The sequence below is a fragment of the Paraburkholderia aspalathi genome (genome assembly GCF_900116445.1).
In the GTDB taxonomy this organism is placed as follows: Bacteria; Pseudomonadota; Gammaproteobacteria; order Burkholderiales; family Burkholderiaceae; genus Paraburkholderia; species Paraburkholderia aspalathi.
In genome coordinates, this window is sequence record NZ_FPBH01000033.1 from 1 (window position 1) to 16,793 (window position 16,793).

15 protein-coding genes are annotated in these 16,793 nt (G+C 63.1%); 5 read left to right on the forward strand and 10 right to left on the reverse strand.

From position 1 onward, the window contains the following. Window positions 1-441, forward strand: a 441-nt coding sequence (locus tag BM438_RS35875) for an NAD(P)(+) transhydrogenase (Re/Si-specific) subunit beta (protein WP_143131819.1), incomplete at its 5' end; no start/stop codon positions are given. Between the two features lie 57 nt (window positions 442-498). Here the strand turns inward: BM438_RS35875 and BM438_RS35880 are convergent. The 8 genes from BM438_RS35880 to BM438_RS35915 form a co-directional block, all read right to left on the reverse strand. Beyond that, window positions 499-1,239: a helix-turn-helix transcriptional regulator gene (locus BM438_RS35880; RefSeq protein WP_093644589.1), complete on the reverse strand. Its 741-nt coding sequence runs from the start codon at window positions 1,237-1,239 to the stop codon at window positions 499-501. Between the two features lie 66 nt (window positions 1,240-1,305). Next, on the reverse strand, window positions 1,306-1,689 hold the full coding sequence (locus BM438_RS35885) for a VOC family protein (RefSeq protein WP_093644591.1): 384 nt from the start codon (window positions 1,687-1,689) through the stop codon (window positions 1,306-1,308). Window positions 1,690-1,907: 218 nt separating this feature from the next. Further along, a complete protein-coding gene (locus BM438_RS35890; RefSeq protein ID WP_054037740.1) occupies window positions 1,908-3,203 on the reverse strand; it encodes a THUMP domain-containing class I SAM-dependent RNA methyltransferase in 1,296 nt (431 codons plus the stop codon). Between the two features lie 94 nt (window positions 3,204-3,297). Then, window positions 3,298-5,403, reverse strand: coding sequence for a site-specific recombinase (locus tag BM438_RS35895; RefSeq protein WP_093644593.1), 2,106 nt, complete (start codon window positions 5,401-5,403; stop codon window positions 3,298-3,300). Between the two features lie 671 nt (window positions 5,404-6,074). After that, entirely contained in the window at window positions 6,075-6,791 is a 717-nt protein-coding gene (locus BM438_RS35900; protein ID WP_093644595.1) for a PqiC family protein, read from the reverse strand. Next, window positions 6,788-8,446: a PqiB family protein gene (locus tag BM438_RS35905; RefSeq protein WP_093644597.1), complete on the reverse strand. Its 1,659-nt coding sequence runs from the start codon at window positions 8,444-8,446 to the stop codon at window positions 6,788-6,790. The genes BM438_RS35900 and BM438_RS35905 overlap by 4 nt, the downstream gene beginning before the upstream one ends. After that, window positions 8,439-9,089: a paraquat-inducible protein A gene (locus tag BM438_RS35910; RefSeq protein WP_093644599.1), complete on the reverse strand. Its 651-nt coding sequence runs from the start codon at window positions 9,087-9,089 to the stop codon at window positions 8,439-8,441. Before BM438_RS35910 ends, BM438_RS35905 begins: the two co-directional genes overlap by 8 nt. A gap of 7 nt (window positions 9,090-9,096) precedes the next feature. Continuing rightward, entirely contained in the window at window positions 9,097-9,852 is a 756-nt protein-coding gene (locus BM438_RS35915; RefSeq protein WP_054037745.1) for a paraquat-inducible protein A, read from the reverse strand. Between the two features lie 448 nt (window positions 9,853-10,300). Here BM438_RS35915 and BM438_RS35920 point away from each other — a divergent pair, with 448 nt between their 5' ends. The 4 genes from BM438_RS35920 to BM438_RS35935 all read left to right on the forward strand — a co-directional run bounded on the left by BM438_RS35920 (window position 10,301) and on the right by BM438_RS35935 (window position 13,655). Continuing rightward, entirely contained in the window at window positions 10,301-10,861 is a 561-nt protein-coding gene (locus BM438_RS35920; RefSeq protein ID WP_093644601.1) for a cytochrome b, read from the forward strand. Window positions 10,862-10,869: 8 nt separating this feature from the next. Beyond that, a complete protein-coding gene (locus BM438_RS35925; protein ID WP_093644603.1) occupies window positions 10,870-11,433 on the forward strand; it encodes a YceI family protein in 564 nt (187 codons plus the stop codon). 83 nt (window positions 11,434-11,516) lie between these two features. After that, window positions 11,517-12,086, forward strand: coding sequence for a YceI family protein (locus BM438_RS35930; RefSeq protein WP_093644721.1), 570 nt, complete (start codon window positions 11,517-11,519; stop codon window positions 12,084-12,086). A 291-nt stretch (window positions 12,087-12,377) separates the two neighbouring features. Continuing rightward, window positions 12,378-13,655, forward strand: coding sequence for an MFS transporter (locus BM438_RS35935; protein ID WP_093644605.1), 1,278 nt, complete (start codon window positions 12,378-12,380; stop codon window positions 13,653-13,655). A gap of 89 nt (window positions 13,656-13,744) precedes the next feature. Here the strand turns inward: BM438_RS35935 and secF are convergent, their stop codons facing one another. Further along, window positions 13,745-14,695, reverse strand: coding sequence for a protein translocase subunit SecF (secF, locus tag BM438_RS35940; protein WP_093644607.1), 951 nt, complete (start codon window positions 14,693-14,695; stop codon window positions 13,745-13,747). 18 nt (window positions 14,696-14,713) lie between these two features. Further along, a complete protein-coding gene (gene secD, locus BM438_RS35945; protein ID WP_093644609.1) occupies window positions 14,714-16,762 on the reverse strand; it encodes a protein translocase subunit SecD in 2,049 nt (682 codons plus the stop codon). Window positions 16,763-16,793: the final 31 nt, after the last annotated feature.

The window sequence follows — 16,793 nt, forward strand, 5'->3', positions numbered from 1 at the left end:
GCCGTGGCGCGAGCGCAGCATGCACTGAAGGAACTGACCGACAAGCTGGTCGAGAAGGGCATCGAGGTGAAGTACGCGATTCACCCGGTGGCCGGGCGGATGCCGGGCCACATGAACGTGCTGCTCGCCGAAGCCGAAGTGCCGTACGACATGGTCTACGAAATGGACGACATCAACGGCGAGTTCGGTCAGGTCGACGTGGTGCTGGTGCTCGGTGCGAACGACGTGGTGAACCCGGCCGCGAAGAACGATCCGAAGTCGCCGATCGCGGGCATGCCGATCATCGAGGCGTACAAGGCGCGTACCGTCATCGTGAACAAGCGGTCAATGGCAGCGGGTTACGCCGGCCTCGACAACGACCTGTTCTACATGGACAAGACGATGATGGTGTTCGGCGATGCGAAGAAGGTGATTGAGGACATGGTGAAGGCGGTGGAATAACGCGCCACTGTGCCAGGCGGCCTGCCTCGCGGCGGGCCGCGAACTGCATCTACGTCTTCACCGCGGCTTCGCATTCACATGCCGCAGCCAATCCGCCAGGCGTCGTCCTTCCTGATCCGGATACGTTTCGAGTACCGCAAGATCCCGGATCCTCTCCAACCCGAAATTGCGAAAGTCACTGCGCAATTCGCACCACGCGCCGAGCGTCCAGCGCGCGCCCCAATAAGCTAGCGACAGCGGCCACACGCGCCGCTCGGTTTCTGCGCTATTCGCGTCGGTATAGGCAAAACTCACCACCTGACGTGCATCGATCGCCCGATGCAGCACGTCCACCTTCGCTGAAAATTCCGCCTTGATATGAAACGACGGCGCGAAGATCGCCAGACGTTCGATCGTTGCGCGCTTGTCGGCGGGCATGGCCGAGGCAATCTTCGCCAACGCCCCGCGCGCGCCGCTCGCGAAGCCGGCGCCGCCCCACGATTCGAGCATCCGTGCGCCCGCCGCTAGCGCGGCCAGTTCATCGACGGTGAAAGTGAGTGGCGGCAGGCTCGCCGCGCGGCTCAACCGGTAGCCGATGCCCGCTTCGCCTTCGATTGGCACGCCTGACAGTTGCAGATCGCGCACGTCGCGATAGACCGTGCGCAGCGAGATATGCAGCCAGTCGGCGAGTTGTTGCGCGGTGGTCAGACGCCGTCCGCGCAACAGTTCGGCGATCTGGAACAGACGGTCGGCGCGGCGCGTCATCGTGGGCGTCTTGTAGAAAAGGACAGGAACAGTCCCGCGATGATAGCGCCGCATGCCGCGCTCCGGTCGGCGTTCTGCGCGGCGCCTGCTGGCCGCCGCGCTTGTGCGCCGCGTTGGCTATTAGCCGTTGGTCAGCGAATGCAGGCCAAGGCGGTTGCCCTCCGTGTCGGTGAAGAACGCGATGTAGCCGATGTCCTGCGGCAGCTTGATCACCGGACCATCGGTCTTGCCGCCGGCCTTTTCGATGCGGGCGAGGGTGGCGTCGACGGTCGGCTGGGCGTTCAGATAGACGAGCACGCCGTCGTCGGAGGGCGTCATCGACGGGCTATGGATGATCGCGCCGCCGGTAGCCGGTTCCTCGTAGCCGAAGATGGCGATCGGCTGGCCGCCGACTTCCTGACGATTCAGTTTGACGTCGAGCCCGGCTTCGTAAAAGCGCACAGCGCGCTCGAAATCGACGGACGGAATCTCAAACCATGCAACAACTTTGGATGATGCGGACATGACACTCTCCTGGGGATGGCGGTAAGCCGTGCAAAGCGCCGGATGGCGTGAGAAGGAGTGTGCGTGGGGGCTACTGACAGCGTAGTGTCAGTAGGGAACGGGCGTGGCAACAGAATATGGCGGACGATGAGCGGACCGGAGGGCCGATCGCCGAGGCACCGGCGAAAAAAAACCGCGGACCAGGATCCGCGGTTTTTTCGATGCTGCTCTGCTCAGGCTTACGCTGCCGGCGTGTCGTTGTTCTGCGGGCGCTGGCGAACGCTGCCGGCGATCAGATCGAAGCGAAACAGCCGGCATTCGAGCGCGCCGTTGAAGAGCGGCGTCTTGGTGGATTCACGCAGACGCATTTGGCCCGGCAGCTTGCGATCCGACGTCAGGATGAACGCATGCCAGCCGGTGAAGCGCTGCTTCAGTGCATCGCCGAGCGACTGGAAAAACTCGCTGTCCGGTGCTTCTTCCTGGGCGCGATGGAAGCTGTCGTCATCGCGACCTTCGCGCGTGGCGCGGCCTTCGCGGATTTCACCGCGTGCGTTGCGGCCACGCACTTCGATCCGCTCGCCATACGGCGGATTCGCAACGAGGATGCCAGGCTCAGCCGACGGCGCCGTCATACCGCGCGCATCGACCTGTTTGAGCGGAATCGACGGCAGACCGGCGCGCTGGAAATTCGCACGCGCCTTGTCGAGCATGTCGCCGGAAATATCGCTGCCGAAGATTTGCAGATCGGCGCGCGAGGTACGCGCGGCGTGCTTGGCGTCGAGCGCGGCGGCCTTCAGCGGTTGCCAGGTCTTGGCGTCGAATTGCTTGAGCCTCTCGAAGCCGAAGCGACGTTCCGCACCCGGCGCGATATTCAGCGCCACTTGCGCGGCTTCCGCGAGGAAGGTGCCGCTGCCGCACATCGGGTCGTATAGCGGCGTGCCGGCGGTCCAGCCGGTCAGACGCAGGATGCCCGCCGCGAGGTTCTCGCGCAGCGGCGCCGCGCCCTTGTCCAGCCGCCAGCCGCGCTTGAAGAGCGGATCGCCGGAGGTGTCGAGGTAGAGCGTGCATTCGGTGGCGGTCAGGAATGCGAACACGCGCACGTCGGGCGCGGCGGTGTCGATGTTCGGCCGCGCGCCGCTGACTTCGCGCAGACGGTCGCAGATTGCGTCCTTGACACGCAGCGTTGTGAATTCGAGGCTGCGCAGCGGCGACTTGATAGCGGTGACGTCCACGCGCAGCGTTTCGTTTGCCGAGAACCACTGTTCCCAGCGCTGTTCGAGCGCGAGCGCGTAAATATCCTGTTCGCTGCGATACGGCCGATGCGCAATTTTCAGCAGCACGCGGCTCGCGAGGCGCGAGTGCAGGTTGGCGGCCATGCCGGCTGCCCAGCCGCCGCGGAAATGCACGCCGCCGGGCACTTGCGCGCCGGCTGTGAACGGCGCGCCGTTCAGGTGCTTCGCGGCAATTTCGGCGAGCTCGGTGGCGAGCGAGGCTTCAAGGCCGCGCGGACAGGGAAGGAAGAAATCGAAGGACATTGAGGTTGCCGGAAGGCGTTAGATAAGGCGCTATTGTACGCGGTCGGGGTGGCGGGCTAGGCGGGGCTGTTCCCGGCCACCCTGCGCGTGACCTCTATTTGCTCTGAGGCGCCGCTTTGGCCGGCCATACCAGCTCCAGCGGATGCCTGAACACTCGCTGCCAGATCGCGCCGCGCAGCGAGCGCACCGCATTGCGCCGCAGGTCGCGCGATTTCACCGCCATGTAGAAGGCGAGCGCGAAACTCACGGCCACGTTGAGGATCGCCATGCTGCCGACACCCGCGACCGCCCACCACAGCTCCGGCAACTTCAACGCGTCCTTGCCGAGCACGCCGAGCGCGATGCCGATCGAGCCGGCGCTCAGCGTCACGTGACGCACCTCGAAAGTGAAGGCGAAGGCGGTGAGGATCGCCGGCACGAGCCCGAGCATCAGGCCGAGCGTGATATTGCCTACGACGCCCGCCACATTCGAGCGGCAGAACGCGGCGAGCCGGGCGGTGCCGGCCGCGCCGAGCGTCATGCGCAGGCGCCGGTTGTAGGCGAGCGCGTCCGCCACGCGATGCAGGACGAACCAATTGTCCGCCCATCCTGAGAGCAAACTCGACGACCACAGCAGCACGCCCGTCAGCGCGGCGTAGAACGGCGTCGGCCCGAGCAGCGAGAATGAGTGCAGGGTGGCGTGGGCTTTCTCGGGCGAAATGATGTTGGCGTTGAAGAGCGCATGCCACACCCATTGCACGCCGAAGCACACCGGAAACACCAGCATCACGTTGCCGAGCACCGCGGCTGCCTGCGTGCGCATCAATGCGGTCACCGAACTCACGAAGCTGTCGACACCCGCCGGCGTGCCGACGCCGTCCAATTCGCGGGCGAGCGTGGGCGCGGTCATCGCCGGTTGTTTGGTGGCGAGCGAGAAGTGCAGGAAGTGCATCAGCAGGAAGCTCGCCGCGTAGTTGATGCCGGCGAGCAAGCCTTCGAACATCGATTGCAGATGCGCACCGGTGATGGCGAATTTCACGCAGACCGTGACGACGGTCACGAGCCCGCCGCCGGCCGCCATGCGCAGCATCTTCAGGTATTCGGCACGATCGCGGGCGATGTAGTGTTCGCCGGTATCGGCGCTGTATTCGACGACCTTGCGCGCGAGCAACGAGAAATTGCTGCGTACGAGGTGCGCCACGCTCTGGCTCGCGTGATTCGCGTTCACCAGTTCGGCGGTGAGACGTGCGCCGGCATGCGGATCGTCCTGCGCCATCCAGGCGTTCAGCAGGTGCTCTGCGCGCACGATACGCATGCGCATCCGTTCGACCTGGAACACGATATCGACGCTGACGCCGTTGCGGTAGAGATGGGCGAAGACGTTGTCGGTGGCGCTGCGGCATTCGTCGAGCAGCAGACGCAGATAGTTGACCTCATGCAGCAGCTTCTCCTGCGGCGCGCCTTCGCTGACGGCTTGATGGGCTGCTTCGACAGCGAGCATGGCGCGCGTGAGCCGGTAGAACGGCTGCTTTTCCATGGCGACGCGCACATCGCCGGCATCGCCGACGTCGACTTCACCGAGACGGCTGCGGACGGTTTGCGACAGACCGGTCGAGCTGATCTGGCAGGTGAGGTTGTGCAGGGCGGCCAGCAGGTCGAGCGAGAACGGGGTGGTGTCGCGTAGTTCGCTGTCGTCCTGTTCGTAATCGAAGAGCGCGCGGATGCGGGTGAGCAGATCGGTTGGCAGATTGGCGATCCATTCGGCGTCGCGTTCCTGGCTGAACATCAGCGTGACGATTGCTCGCAGGTCGCGGCGGTTTGGCGCGGGCGGGATCAGGGAGGCTTCGAGGCGCTCGAAGAGGGCGCCGAAGAAGCCTGAGTGCACGGGCATGCCTGCATCGCAGAGGAGCGAGAGGCCGTCGCTTTCGCGCAGGAGCGCGCGGAGGATCCCGGCGACGTTGCTCTTCCAGGCTGGGTTGCGGTCCAGCACGTTGAGCATGTAGCGGATTCTTGTGTGTGCTGGGGAAGGGCTGGCGGTGCCTGGTTGTTCGGGGTGGACTGCGCGGCCGCGGTGGATCCAGTGGGCGAGTTCGATCAGCCATTCGCTACGGTCTGGGTATCGTGCCGTCTTGTCGGCGATCGCTAGCAGCGCGTCTAGCTGGTGGCCGCTGTCGCGGGAGGCGCGCCATTTTTTTACAAGGGTTTTGAATGAAGTGAGCATCTCTTGGGGTTTTTTGCCTGCGGTGCTTGTTTGTCTGTGTTCTTAGGGCTTTGGCCTTTCCTTGAATTGTTAGTGGTCTATTAGCGTTCCCCCTGTGCGGGGGGCACCTACTTTTCTTTGCCGCCGCAAAGAAAAGTAGGCAAAAGAAAGCGGCTCAAACCGCTAATGCTAAGTGGGCACCGTAGCCTGCAACGGGTAGTGGTGCATCTGGAATCCGTGTTCTCGCGCGTTCAGCGTTAGTGACAAAGGAGTCATCAGCTCCCACTGCGCACTGCGTGCGTCGCGGACGGGTCTGCATGGGAAACCTCCTGCTTCGGTTGAGGGCCGTGGGAGCCGTCGGCTTCGCCTCGGCGAGGCGTTGACGTTAAAACGTAGCGATCGGTTTTATGAACGGCTCTTCGGCGCGCGCAGCGCCGCCGGAAGTATGACGCCCTTGTCACAAGAGCATGTAGCGGCACGAACACAGATTCCAGATGCACCACTACCCCAGGCAAACCACGGTGCCCACTTAGCAGGGGCTTCTAGCCGCTTTCTTTGCTTATCTTTCTTTGCGGCGGCAAAGAAAGTAAGTGCCGCCCCGCACAGGGGCAACGCTAATAGACCACTAACAAAACAAGGAGAGGCCAAAGCCCTAAGAAACGCGGACAAAAGCGCCGCGCAGGCAAAACCCTCTAGCTACTCACTACAGCAGAAGGACAACCCGGCACAGCAACAGCACCCCCCTTCCCGGCGGAGCCCCCCTTAGGATAAGCAGCCGCCATTGCCTGCACAGCAGCAGCCACCTGCACAGCAATCCGCTGCAACGCCACGCGATGCCCATTAACAAGTGCATCGTAGCCGCCGCTAACCGTCTCACTCACCACACTCCGACAGGTCATCACCCCAGTACCACGTACAGCCCTAACACTCCAGACCGCATCGATCAACGCATGCGACCCCGGCCATGACTCGAATCGCTGCACATTCATGCTGACCCGGTACACCGGCGTCGTATCCGGATACGCAGTGCCATACACGTCAATCGTGCCCAACTGCTGCGTCAGACTGGTCGACAAAGCCCGACGAATTTCGTCACCCGGCAACGAAGCCCAACGCTCCTGTTCAAGCACCTGGACCTGCGTCGGTCCCGTCTGCACCACAAGCTGATTCTTCGCCACCTGCGGTGGCACATCGATCGGCGCGACTTCGATCAGCCACGCCGGCGCAGCCGAAGTCCGGGCGCTAACCGGCGCCGCGGCGCCAGCAGCCGCGCCATCGGCGCCGAGCGTATAAAAGCGGCTGCTCGGCGACGAACACGCCGCCATCGCCACCAGTCCGGCCAGAGCGCCGACATACATAGCGCCGCGCACGAGCCCGCGCGGCGGGCGGGGGAGCCGGGCAAACATCATGGTTTATCTCCTGATTTACCGCGCAACAGCGATTCCGGATGACGCTCCAGATAATCCGACAACGCATTCAGCGACTGCAACGTGCGCGTCAGTTCCTGCAACGCCTGATGAACATCCGACTGCAACGGCGAGTCCTGCTGCAACGTCGCCTCGGCCGAACCGAAGGTCTGCTTCGCCGCGGCCAAGGTGTCGCGCGCCTCCGGCACCACTTCCTTGTCGAGTCGCGTGAACAGCTGGTCGGCGTTCTTCAACGCGCTGTTCAGGTTCGAACCGATCTGGTCGAACGGCACCTTGTCGAGCTTCTTCGCAATGTCGGCAACCTGCACCTGCAGTTCGTCGAGCGAGTTCGGAATGGTCGGCAACTCGAGCGGATCGCCCGTGACGTCAACCGTGGCCGGCGGCGCTTTCGGGAAGATATCGAGCGCCACGTACAACTGGCTCGTAATCAGATTGCCGGTGCGCAACTGGCCGCGCAGACCATGCTTGACGAGTTGTTGCAGCAAGGTTTGACCCGCGAGGCTGCCCGGTGTCGGCGCGGTTTCGCGGAAGCGCTTGCCGAGGCGGTCCGGGTACAGGTTCATCGTCACCGGCATCGTGAAGCTGCGCGTTTTCGGATCGTAGTCGATGCCGATGTTGGTCACCTGGCCCAGCACGATGCCGCGGAAGTCGACCGTCGCGCCGACCGACAACCCGCGCAGCGACTGATTGAAATTCATCACCACGCGCAACGGCACGCCGTCGGGCTCGCGCATCGCGTCCTGTTCATCCGAGCCGAGGCGGAACGTCATGTTGTTCGGCGCCTGCGCGCCCACGCCCTGGCCCGGCGGCGACTGGAACGACAGGCCACCGACGATCACCGTCGCAAGCGACTGCGTATTCAGCTTGAAGCCGCTCGAGTCGAGCCGCAGATCGACGCCGCTCGCATGCCACCAGCGCGAATTGGTGCCGACGTACTGGTCGAACGGTGCGGACACGAAGACCTGCATCGTCACGCCTGTACCGTCCTTGTCGAGCGAGAAGCCCACCACCTGGCCGACCTGCACGCGCCGGTAGAAAATTGGCGAGCCGATGTCGATCGAGCCGAGCGAGTCGCCGTGCAGAATGAACTGGTGGCCCTTCTGGTCGCCCGTAATAGGCGGCGGCGTTTCGAGGCCGACGAAGTTCTTCTCGGTGTCCGGTGAATGGCCGGCGTCCGCGCCGATGTACGCGCCCGAGAGCAGCGTGGTCAGGCCCGATACGCCGCTCGCGCCGACGCGAGGGCGCACCACCCAGAAGCGCGAATCCTTGACCGCGAAGTCTTCACCTTCCTTGGTGAGCTGCACCTGAACCAGCACGTGCGACAAATCTTTCGAGAGCGTGATGGTCTTCACCGAGCCGACGTCGACGTCCTTGTACTTGACCTTGGTCTTGCCGGGCTCGAGGCCTTCGGCGCTGGTGAACGTAATCGTGATCGTCGGGCCTCTTTCGGTCACCGACTTGATCACGAGCGCGAGGCCGATCAGCGCGGCGATCAGCGGAATCACCCAGACGAGCGAGGGCAGCCAGCGGCTCTTCGGCTCGATGTCGGGGTCTGGCAGTTGGGGCGGCAGCTTGGGTCCGTTCGAATCGTTGCGCGGCGCATCGGAGGCGGGCGTCGGTCCTTGCGGGCTAGTCATGGTCGAGGTCCTGAGGTTTTGGAGTACTGCCTTCCACGTTGTCCCAGATGAGCCGTGGATCGAATTGCATGGATGCCATCATCGTCAGAATCACCACCGAGCCGAAGGCGATCGCGCCCGGGCCGGCCGTGATCACAGCAAGCGACTTGAAACGGACCAGCGCGACGGTCAGCGTGACGACGAACACGTCGAGCATCGACCAGCGCCCGATCCGTTCGACCATCCTGTACAACGTGGTGCGTTGCTCCGGCCGCCAGCGCGAGCGGCGCTGCGCGGTAGCGGTGAGCAGCACCAGCACACTGAGCTTGAGCATCGGCACCATGATGCTGGCGATGAACACGATCACGGCCAGCGGCCAGTCGCCCGAGGTCCAGAAGTACACGACACCGCTCATGATGGTGTCGTCTTCCGAACCGAGCAGCGACGCCGTATGCATCACCGGCAGCAGATTCGCGGGAATATACAGCAAGGCGGCGGCGATCAGCAGCGCCCACGTGCGCATCAGGCTGTCGGGGTTGCGCCGGTGCAGCACCGCGCCGCAACGGCTGCAGTGCTGCGGCGTGACGGAGCGGATGCGCGGCTCGACGCGTCCGCATGCATGGCAGGAGACGAGGCCCGCGCGCTTCGCGGTGACGTATTTCATCGTGCGCTCATCCCTGATGCGGGGCCGGCGGAGCGCCCGGCGGCAATGCGGATTGCGACCCGCCTTGCACTTCCGGTGGCGCGGGCGGCCCGGCGACCGAACTGACGGCAGCCGCCGCGCTGTCCGCGGAAGTACGCGGCAACGGCCGCTGACCGCGTTCGCCCATTTCGTCGGCGAGATCCCACAGCACGCGCGGATCGAACGTGACGACCACTGCGATCATCAGCGTCAGCACGCCGAACGCGAATAGCGCCGCTTCCGGAATCACGCGCGCGAGACTCACCATCTTCACGATGGTGATCAGCACGCCGAGCATGAAGACTTCGATCATGCCCCACGGCCGCACGAATTGAATGGCGCGCAACACACGGTTGAAGGCGGGTGGCACGTAGCCCGAGCGCAGCGGGATCAGCACATAGAGCAGCGCGACCAGTTCGGTCAGCGGGAACAGGATGGTCGAGCAGAACACCATGACCGCGACGATCTGCATGTCCTCGCCCCATAACGCGACGAGCGCGCCGAACAGCGTGGTTTGCGAGGTGATGCCGTTGGCATCGAGTTCGACGATCGGGAAGGCTTGGGCGATGACGAAGGTGATCAGCGCGGCCAGCGTCATCGCACAGATGCTGTCGAGCTTGCGGGAGACGCCGCGATAGAGCGTCGCGCCGCAGCGCGGACAGCGCGCGACCACCCGCCCGACAAGCCGGGGCTTGCGGAACAGCGTATCGCATTCATGGCACGCGATCAGGTTGTCATGGTCCATACGGCAGAAGGGCTAACGACGTGATGGGAGGCGTGCAATGCCCGTTTCAGGGCAGGGCTGCAGAAAGCGTGGAGCAATAGTACCAAACGCGCTTCGCCGAGGGCAGGCCGTTGCTTCTCGCGCAAGCGCCCGGCCAGGCGGCTTCGGAATCGGAATAGTCTTACATAAAAGCTTACCTCTGACACCGTCCGGCCCTAATTGTTCAATACCGTTCTGCTCGCGGAAAAACTTTCCGGGTGCTGGGCTCTGCATGAGACCGGAGTAAGCGCTGAAGCGCTAACTCTGGTCGACACTGCCAGCTTTTTCCGCTTGCGGTAGCATGGCGGCCTTGGCGTGTGCCGCAGCCGCCATGTTTTCTATCGCGTCGCGCAATGCAGCATGCATTGGCGGGCGTGGAATAGCAGGGCCGACTGCGCCGTTAACCTCTCTTAGCTTGCGTTGACCTGTCATGGCACACAATCCTTCTTTCGGTGGCCGGGAATCGTACACGCGGACTGCCATTGCCCTTCACTGGCTGATCGCGCTGCTGATCGTGTGCGGCTTCTCGCTGGGTTGGGTGATGACCGACATCCCCGGCTTCACGCCCACCAAGCTGCGCTATTTCTCCTGGCACAAATGGATCGGCGTGACGGTGTTCGCGCTCGCCGTGCTGCGCGTTCTGTGGCGCGCCACCCATGCGGCCCCGCCGATGCCGCGCCGCATGCCGGGCTGGCAGCGCGGCGCCGCGCATCTCACGCATCTGTTGCTGTACGTGCTGATGATCGTGATTCCCGCTTCCGGCTATCTGTATAGCTCGGCGGCCAACATCCCGGTGGTGTACCTCGGCCTGATTCCGCTGCCGCGCCTGATCGCACCGGACCCGCATCTCAAGGAGTTGCTGAAGAACGTGCATATCGCCTTGAATTACACGTTGCTCGTGCTGGTTGCATTGCACGTTGCGGCGGCCTTGAAGCATCAATGGTTGGACCGCGACGGCCTGCTGTCGCGCATGCTCCCTTTCATCAAATAAGGATAACCATGAAAGTTTCGTTTTATCGCTACATGCTCGCCGCGTTCGCTGCGGCCTCGCTGACCGCCGCCGGCAGTGCGCTGGCCCAGGTCGACGTCGCGAAGAGTTCGGTGACGGCAACCTCGAAGCAGATGAACGTGCCGGTGGAAGGGAAGTTCGGCAAGTTCACCGCACAAGTCAAGTTCGACCCGGCAAAACCGGCCGACGGCAGCGCGCAGTTCAGCATCGACGTGGCCAGCTACGATCTCGGTGACGAAAGCTACAACGACCAGGTGCGCGGCAAGGACTGGTTCGACGCGAAGACGTATCCGACTGCAACCTTCGTATCGAGCGCGATCGCGCCGGCCGGCGGCAATCAGTTCAAGGTCACCGGCAAGCTGACCATCAAGGGTAAATCGCAGACCGTCGTGGTGCCGGTCACAGTCACCCAGCAGGGCGCGAACCAGACGTTCGACGGCTCGCTGCCGATCAAGCGCTCGCAATTCGACATCGGCACCGGCGAATGGAAGGACACCTCGGTGGTGGCCGATGACGTGGTGATCAAGTTTCATATCGTTGCAGCACATAAGTGACGTACGCCGCGCTCTCCGGGCGCGGCTGCTTTCCTTCGAGTCAGGAATTCCGGAACCATAAGGAGCATGAATTGAAAACATCCCTGTTGATCGCCGTCGGCGCACTGGCTTCTTCTTTCTCGCTCGGCGCGTTTGCTGCTGCCGACACCTATCAGCTCGACCCGACCCACACGTATCCGAGCTTCGAAGCGGATCACTTCGGTGGCCTCTCGGTGTGGCGTGGCAAGTTCACCAAGAGCTCCGGCACGGTCACGCTCGACCGCGCAGCGAAGACCGGCACGGTGGACGTCACGGTTGACCCGGCTTCGGTCGAAACCGGCAACACCAAGCTCGACGAGCATCTGAAGACGGACGCCTTCTTTGATGTGGCCAAGTATTCGTCGGTGACCTACAAGGGCACCGATATCAAGTTCGACGGCGACAAGCCGGTCCAGGTGGTCGGCAGCCTGACGATGCATGGCGTGACCAAGCCGCTGAATCTGACGATCGAATCGTTCAAGTGCATGCAGCATCCGGTGCTCAAGCGCGAAGTGTGCGGCGTGGAAGCGAGCGCGCATTTCAACCGTAGCGATTACGGCATGGATTTCGGCGCCAAGTACGGTTTCAGCATGGATACCAAGCTGCATATTCAGGCCGAAGGCATCAAGCAATAAGCGCTGTAACGAGCCTTTTAGCCGGCTCGTATTCAATGTCGCTTATGGTGCGGCCGTTGCGTCGCAACAAAAAACCGCTTCGTTCGCTTTTGGGATGAAGCGGTTTTTTTTATTGCCTGCCTGAAACGCCGGAAGCCTTGTGCAATGGCCGCGAGCGATTTGCCGCTCGCGTCGTTTTAATTTTTCAGGTACATAGAGCGCTGACACCGCATTGGTTGTGCGCGCACCCAGTTCGGCAAGATCCAGCGTAAAACCTACGTTAATAATATTTCGCGCGCATTGGAGATCTGCATGAATACAACGACAGCGGCAAGCCTGGCGGGGAGCCGGCGGAATTCGTGGCGCGCGGTGGTCGCCGCCTCGATCGGCAACGCGCTGGAATGGTTCGATCTGGTGGTGTACGGCTTTTTCGCGGTCACCATCGCGAAGCTGTTTTTCCCGGCGGGTAACGACACGATCTCGCTGCTGCTGACGCTCGGCACCTTCGGTGTGTCGTTCTTCATGCGGCCGCTCGGCGCGGTCGTGATCGGTGCCTATGCCGACCGCGCCGGACGCAAAGCGGCGCTTACGCTGTCGATTCTGCTGATGATGTGCGGCACGCTGATCATCGCGCTTCTGCCGACGTATCAGAGCATCGGCATTGCCGCACCCGTGATTCTCGTGGTGGCGCGCCTGATGCAAGGCTTTTCGGCCGGCGGCGAGTTCGGCAGCGCCACGGCTTTTCTCGCGGAACACGTGCCGGGGCGGCGCGGTTTCTTTGCGAGCTGGCAGGTCGCGAGCCAGGGACTCACCACGCTGCTCGCGGCCGGTTTCGGCGTGCTGTTGACCGGCAAGCTGTCGCCGGAGCAGATGGCCTCGTGGGGTTGGCGCGTGCCGTTCTTCTTTGGTCTTCTGATCGGGCCGGTCGCGTGGTACATCCGCACCAAGCTCGACGAAACACCTGAGTTCCTCGCGGCGGAAACCACCACGACGCCGCTGCGCGATACGTTCGCGAGCCAGAAGCTGCGCCTCGTGATTGCGATCGGCGTGGTGGTGCTCGGTACCGTTTCGACTTACCTGGTGCTGTTCATGCCGACTTATGGCGTGAAGCAGCTGGGGCTGGCGCCTTCGGTAGCGTTCGCCGCGATTGCGCTGACCGGTGTGATCCAGATGGTGTTTTCGCCGCTGGTCGGCCATCTGTCGGACCGCCACGGACGCACCACGATCATGCTGATCTCGGCGCTGTTGCTTCTCGTGCTGATCAATCCGGCGTTCGTGTATCTGGTCGCGCATCCGACCTTCGGCACGCTGATCGCGCTGCAGGTGGTGTTCGGCTTTCTGATGACGGGCTACTTCGCGGCGCTGCCGGGTTTGCTCTCCGAGATGTTCCCGGTGCAGACGCGTACGACGGGCATGTCGCTGGCCTATAACATCGCCGTGACGATCTTCGGCGGCTTCGGGCCGTTCATCATCGCGTGGCTGATCAGCTTCACGGGGTCGAAGGCGGCGCCGAGCTATTACATGATTTTTGCGGCAGTCGTGAGCCTGGTGGCGTTGATGGCGGCGCGGCGTAAGCTCGGGTTTCGCTAACGCGCGGTAAAGGCGATAACCGCGGTAAACGCAAAAGGCCGGTTCGCGAGAACCGGCCTTTTTCATTGCGAGGTCTGACTACAGCAAACTCAAACTTGCGCGCCTGCGTTTGGATCGTCCGGATCGACGCGTTCCTTCTTGTCCATGATCAGATCTTCGCGCTTCACGCCGAGCCACATGGCGAGCGCCGCGGCCACGAATACTGACGAGTAGATACCGAACAGAATACCGACCGTCAGCGCCAGAGCGAAGTAGTGCAGCGTCGGGCCGCCGAACAGGAACATCGACAGCACCATCATCTGCGTACAGCCGTGGGTGATGATCGTGCGCGACATCGTGCTGGTAATCGCGTGATTGATCACCTCGATCACGGTCAGCTTGCGTTCGCGGCGGAAGGTCTCGCGAATCCGGTCGAAGATAACGACGGATTCGTTCACCGAGTAGCCGAGCACCGCGAGCACGGCGGCCAGCACCGACAGCGAGAACTCCCACTGGAAGAACGCGAAGAAGCCGAGAATGATGATCACGTCGTGCAAGTTAGCGATCACGCCGGCTACTGCATATTTCCACTCAAAGCGGAACGACAGGTAGATCACGATGCCGACCACCACACAGGCCAGCGCGAGCAGGCCGTCGGTTGCAAGTTCCTTGCCGACCTGCGGGCCGACGAACTCGACACGCTGCAATTGCACTTCCGGCGTCTCGGCCTTCAGCGCGCCCATCACCTGGTCGCTCTGTTGAGCCGACGTGTAGCCTTGCTTGAGCGGCAGACGGATCAGCACGTCGCGCGAGGTGCCGAAGTTCTGCACCTGAGCGTCCGCATAACCGAGCTTGCCGAGCGTACCGCGCACCGGTTCAAGCGGCGCCGCACCCGGATACTGCACTTCGATGACGGTACCGCCGGTAAATTCCACCGAGAGATGCAGCCCGCGATGCAGCAGGAAAAACACAGCAGCGACGAACGTCAGCAGCGAGATTGCGTTGAACAGCAACGCACGCTGCATGAACGGAATGTCTTTGCGAAAGCGGAAAAATTCCATGGTCTTGTTCTCCGGGACTCAGCGGGATGAACCCGGTTTCTGCGGCGTGTTCGACGAACCCGACGCATCGCGACGGCGCACGGTCGGCTTGGTGCGCGCCTGGGCCGCAGCTTTGGTCTTGGGCTTGGCGCTTGCCGCGGCGACGGCTCGTGCCGTGTCGGTCGCGGCGTCTTCATTGCCGAGGTAAGCGGCGGCGCCGTCGATACCTTCCGGTTGCGGACGCCACACCTGGCCGATGGCCAGCGACTTGAGCTTCTTCTTGCCGCCGTACCAGAGGTTGACGATACCGCGCGAGAAGAACACAGCCGAGAACATCGAGGTCAAGATGCCGATACAGTGGACCATCGCGAAGCCGCGCACCGGGCCGGAGCCGAAGGCGAGCAGTGCGAGGCCGGCGATCAGCGTGGTGACGTTCGAGTCGAGAATCGTCGCCCATGCATGCGCGTAGCCGTTCTGGATCGCCAGTTGCGGCGGCGCGCCGTGGCGCAGTTCTTCGCGCACGCGCTCATTGATCAGCACGTTCGCGTCGATCGCCATACCGAGCGCGAGCGCGATAGCGGCGATACCCGGCAAGGTGAGCGTGGCCTGCAACATGGACAGCACGGCGATCAGCAGCAGTAGGTTGACCGACAGGCCGATCATCGAGATCACGCCGAACAGCATGTAGTACGCGATCATGAAGACGGCGATTGCCACGAAGCCCCACACCACCGAGTGGAAGCCCTTCTTGATGTTGTCCGCGCCGAGGCTCGGCCCGATCGTGCGTTCTTCGATGATATCCATTGGAGCGGCCAGCGAACCGGCGCGCAGCAGCAGCGCGAGGTCGGCGGCGCCTTGCGGCGTGGCCTGGCCGGTGATCTGGAAGCGGTCGCCCAGTTCCGACTGGATGGTCGCCACCGTCAGCACTTCGCCCTTGCCCTTTTCGAACAGCACCATGGCCATCGGCTTGCCGATGTTGTCGCGCGAGACACTGCGCACCGCGCGGCCACCGGCCGAGTCGAGGCGAATGTTCACCGACGGACGCTGATGTTCGTCGAAGCCTGCCGACGCGTCGATAATGCGGTCACCCGTGAAGATGATCTGCTTGCGCAGCAGCACCGGCGTCTGGTTGCCTTGGGTGAACAGCTCGTCACCCGGCGGCACTGGATCGGACGGATTCGGATGCGTGTTGACCGGGTCGGCGAGGCGCGCTTCGAGCGTTGCCGTACGGCCGATGATGTCCTTGGCCTTCGCCGTGTCCTGCACACCCGGCAGTTCGACGACGATACGGTCCGAACCTTGCTGCTGGATCACCGGCTCGGCCACGCCGAGTTCATTCACGCGGTTATGCAGCGTGGTGATGTTCTGTTTGAGCGCGGCGTCCTGCACGGCTTTCTGCACTGCCGGCGTGAACGTGCCGACCAGTTGCACACCACCGTCCGGATTCGCTTGCGAGGCCCACTGGAGTTCGCTGATGCCGCGGCCCAGTTGCTTGGATGCCGCGTCTGCCGTGGCCTGGTCGGCGAAATTGATCACCACCGTCTGGTTGACGCGGTTCACGCCGCCGTCGCGGATGTTGTTGTCACGCAGCATGGTGCGTGCATCCGAAGCGTCGGAGTCGAGCTTCTTGTTGAGCGCGCCGGCCATGTCGACCTGCAGCAGGAAGTGCACGCCACCGCGCAAGTCCAGACCGAGGTACATCGGCAGCGCATGCAGGGCGGTCAGCCAGCGCGGCGACGCGCTTTGCAGGTTCAGTGCGACGATGAATTGCGGGTCGGTCGGGTCGCTGTTCAGCGACTTCTGCAGCAGATCCTTCACGCGCAGTTGCGTGTCGGTGTCCAGCAGGCGCACGCGGATGTTCGCGTTGGTCGACGAGTTGTCGAACGTGACTTCGTCAGGCTTGATCTGATTGGCGGCCAGCGCCGTTTCGACTGCCGACAGCGTGGTCGAGTCGAGCTTGACCGTTGCCTTGCCGCTCGACACCTGCACCGCCGGCGCTTCGCCGAACAGATTGGGCAGCGTGTACACGAGGCCGATGACCAGAGCCACCAGCATCACGGCGTATTTCCAGAGGGGGTAGCGATTCATGAGTGGTCCAACGGGAAGGTTGGCTTGGAAG

Excerpts from the sequence above, each read along its gene's own strand:
- secD (WP_093644609.1), bottom strand. The coding sequence starts at position 16,762 with ATGAATCGCTACCCCCTCTGGAAATACGCCGTGATGCTGGTGGCTCTG.
- BM438_RS35885 (WP_093644591.1), bottom strand. The coding sequence starts at position 1,689 with ATGTCCGCATCATCCAAAGTTGTTGCATGGTTTGAGATTCCGTCCGTC.
- BM438_RS35935 (WP_093644605.1), top strand. The coding sequence starts at position 12,378 with ATGAATACAACGACAGCGGCAAGCCTGGCGGGGAGCCGGCGGAATTCG.
- BM438_RS35900 (WP_093644595.1), bottom strand. The coding sequence starts at position 6,791 with ATGATGTTTGCCCGGCTCCCCCGCCCGCCGCGCGGGCTCGTGCGCGGC.
- BM438_RS35880 (WP_093644589.1), bottom strand. The coding sequence starts at position 1,239 with ATGCGGCGCTATCATCGCGGGACTGTTCCTGTCCTTTTCTACAAGACG.
- BM438_RS35910 (WP_093644599.1), bottom strand. The coding sequence starts at position 9,089 with ATGAAATACGTCACCGCGAAGCGCGCGGGCCTCGTCTCCTGCCATGCA.
- BM438_RS35895 (WP_093644593.1), bottom strand. The coding sequence starts at position 5,403 with ATGCTCACTTCATTCAAAACCCTTGTAAAAAAATGGCGCGCCTCCCGC.
- BM438_RS35925 (WP_093644603.1), top strand. The coding sequence starts at position 10,870 with ATGAAAGTTTCGTTTTATCGCTACATGCTCGCCGCGTTCGCTGCGGCC.
- BM438_RS35905 (WP_093644597.1), bottom strand. The coding sequence starts at position 8,446 with ATGACTAGCCCGCAAGGACCGACGCCCGCCTCCGATGCGCCGCGCAAC.
- BM438_RS35915 (WP_054037745.1), bottom strand. The coding sequence starts at position 9,852 with ATGGACCATGACAACCTGATCGCGTGCCATGAATGCGATACGCTGTTC.
- secF (WP_093644607.1), bottom strand. The coding sequence starts at position 14,695 with ATGGAATTTTTCCGCTTTCGCAAAGACATTCCGTTCATGCAGCGTGCG.
- BM438_RS35920 (WP_093644601.1), top strand. The coding sequence starts at position 10,301 with ATGGCACACAATCCTTCTTTCGGTGGCCGGGAATCGTACACGCGGACT.
- BM438_RS35890 (WP_054037740.1), bottom strand. The coding sequence starts at position 3,203 with ATGTCCTTCGATTTCTTCCTTCCCTGTCCGCGCGGCCTTGAAGCCTCG.